At 40.3% G+C, this 1,202-nt stretch carries 1 protein-coding gene; it reads right to left on the bottom strand.

From position 1 onward, the window contains the following. Positions 1 to 57 precede the first annotated feature (57 nt). The gene (locus tag ACNKW3_RS19800; protein WP_427401060.1) at positions 58 to 1,098 is read right to left on the bottom strand and encodes an IS481 family transposase; all 1,041 of its coding nucleotides are present in this window, start codon (positions 1,096 to 1,098) and stop codon (positions 58 to 60) included. Positions 1,099 to 1,202: the final 104 nt, after the last annotated feature.

The raw sequence follows: 1,202 nt of genomic DNA, 5'->3' as shown, positions 1-1,202 counted from the left end.
TGTAGTAGCTCAGACTTGATCTGACAGTTACCCGAATTTTAGGGTGCCAGTGTCAGTTTATATTTGAGCTAAATTCTTTTCCGCCCAAATCGATTTCCCATCTAGTAATGTTGCCATTGGCGTTCTACCACAACACATTTTACCTTGATGAGTGCGATCATTGTTGTAGGTTTGAATCCATTCGTCCAGATCTTTTTGTAATTCCTCCATTGTCGAATAAAGTTTCTTACGGAAAGTCACCTGATAAAACTCGTTCAATATTGTTTTATGAAAGCGTTCACAGATACCATTCGTTTGCGGTGACATTGCTTTGGTTTTGGTATGATCAATGTCGTTAATAGCGAGATAAAGCTGATAATCATGCTGCTCCACTTTACCACAATATTCAGTGCCCCTATCAGTGAGTATACGAAGCATCGGTAGTTCTTGCTGTTCGAAGAACGGCAACACTTTATCGTTTAGCATATCTGCTGCTGTGATAGGTGTTTTATTGGTGTAAAGCTTAGCAAAAGCTACCTTGCTGTATGTGTCGATAAACGTCTGCTGATAAATCCTGCCGACGCCTTTCATATTACCAACATAGAACGTGTCCTGTGAGCCTAAATAGCCGGGATGAGCCGTTTCTATCTCGCCGCAAGCTTCGTCATCGTGTTTCTTCTTTTCCAATGCAGCTATTTGTTCATCCGATAGGATAATACCTTCATTGGCTACCTTTTCTTCAAGCGCTTTGAGTCGCTTTTTAAAGTTTTCTAGGTTATGACGTAGCCAGATTGAACGAACACCACTGCCTGAGACAAATATACCTGTTTTACGCAACTCATTACTGGTTCGATGTTGGCCATAGGCTGGAAAGTCAATCGCAGACTTAATGACTGCTTGTTCAGTTTCAACATCTACTCTGTTTTTCATATTAGGCGTTCTACGACTACGATTGACTAATGAATCAATACCGCCGTCTTCAACCAATTCTTGATACCGATAGAAAGTGTCTCGTGAGACGCCCATGACTTTGCAAGCTTTGGAAACATTTCCCAGTTCTTCAGCTAAATTGAGCAAACCTGCTTTGTGTTTGATGATTGGATTGTTAGTATGCAACATGAGAGTTACCTTTTTGTTTTGATTTAAAGATTCGACACCTTTATCAAAACGGGTAACTCTCTCTTTTGCAAGAAGAAGTGTCAGATTAAGTTGAGACTATTTCA

The organism is Glaciecola sp. 1036, assembly GCF_050306235.1.
Lineage (GTDB): Bacteria > Pseudomonadota > Gammaproteobacteria > Enterobacterales > Alteromonadaceae > Glaciecola.
The sequence above is the reverse complement of the archived record's forward strand: the minus strand, read 5'-3'. Positions and strand labels throughout refer to the sequence as shown.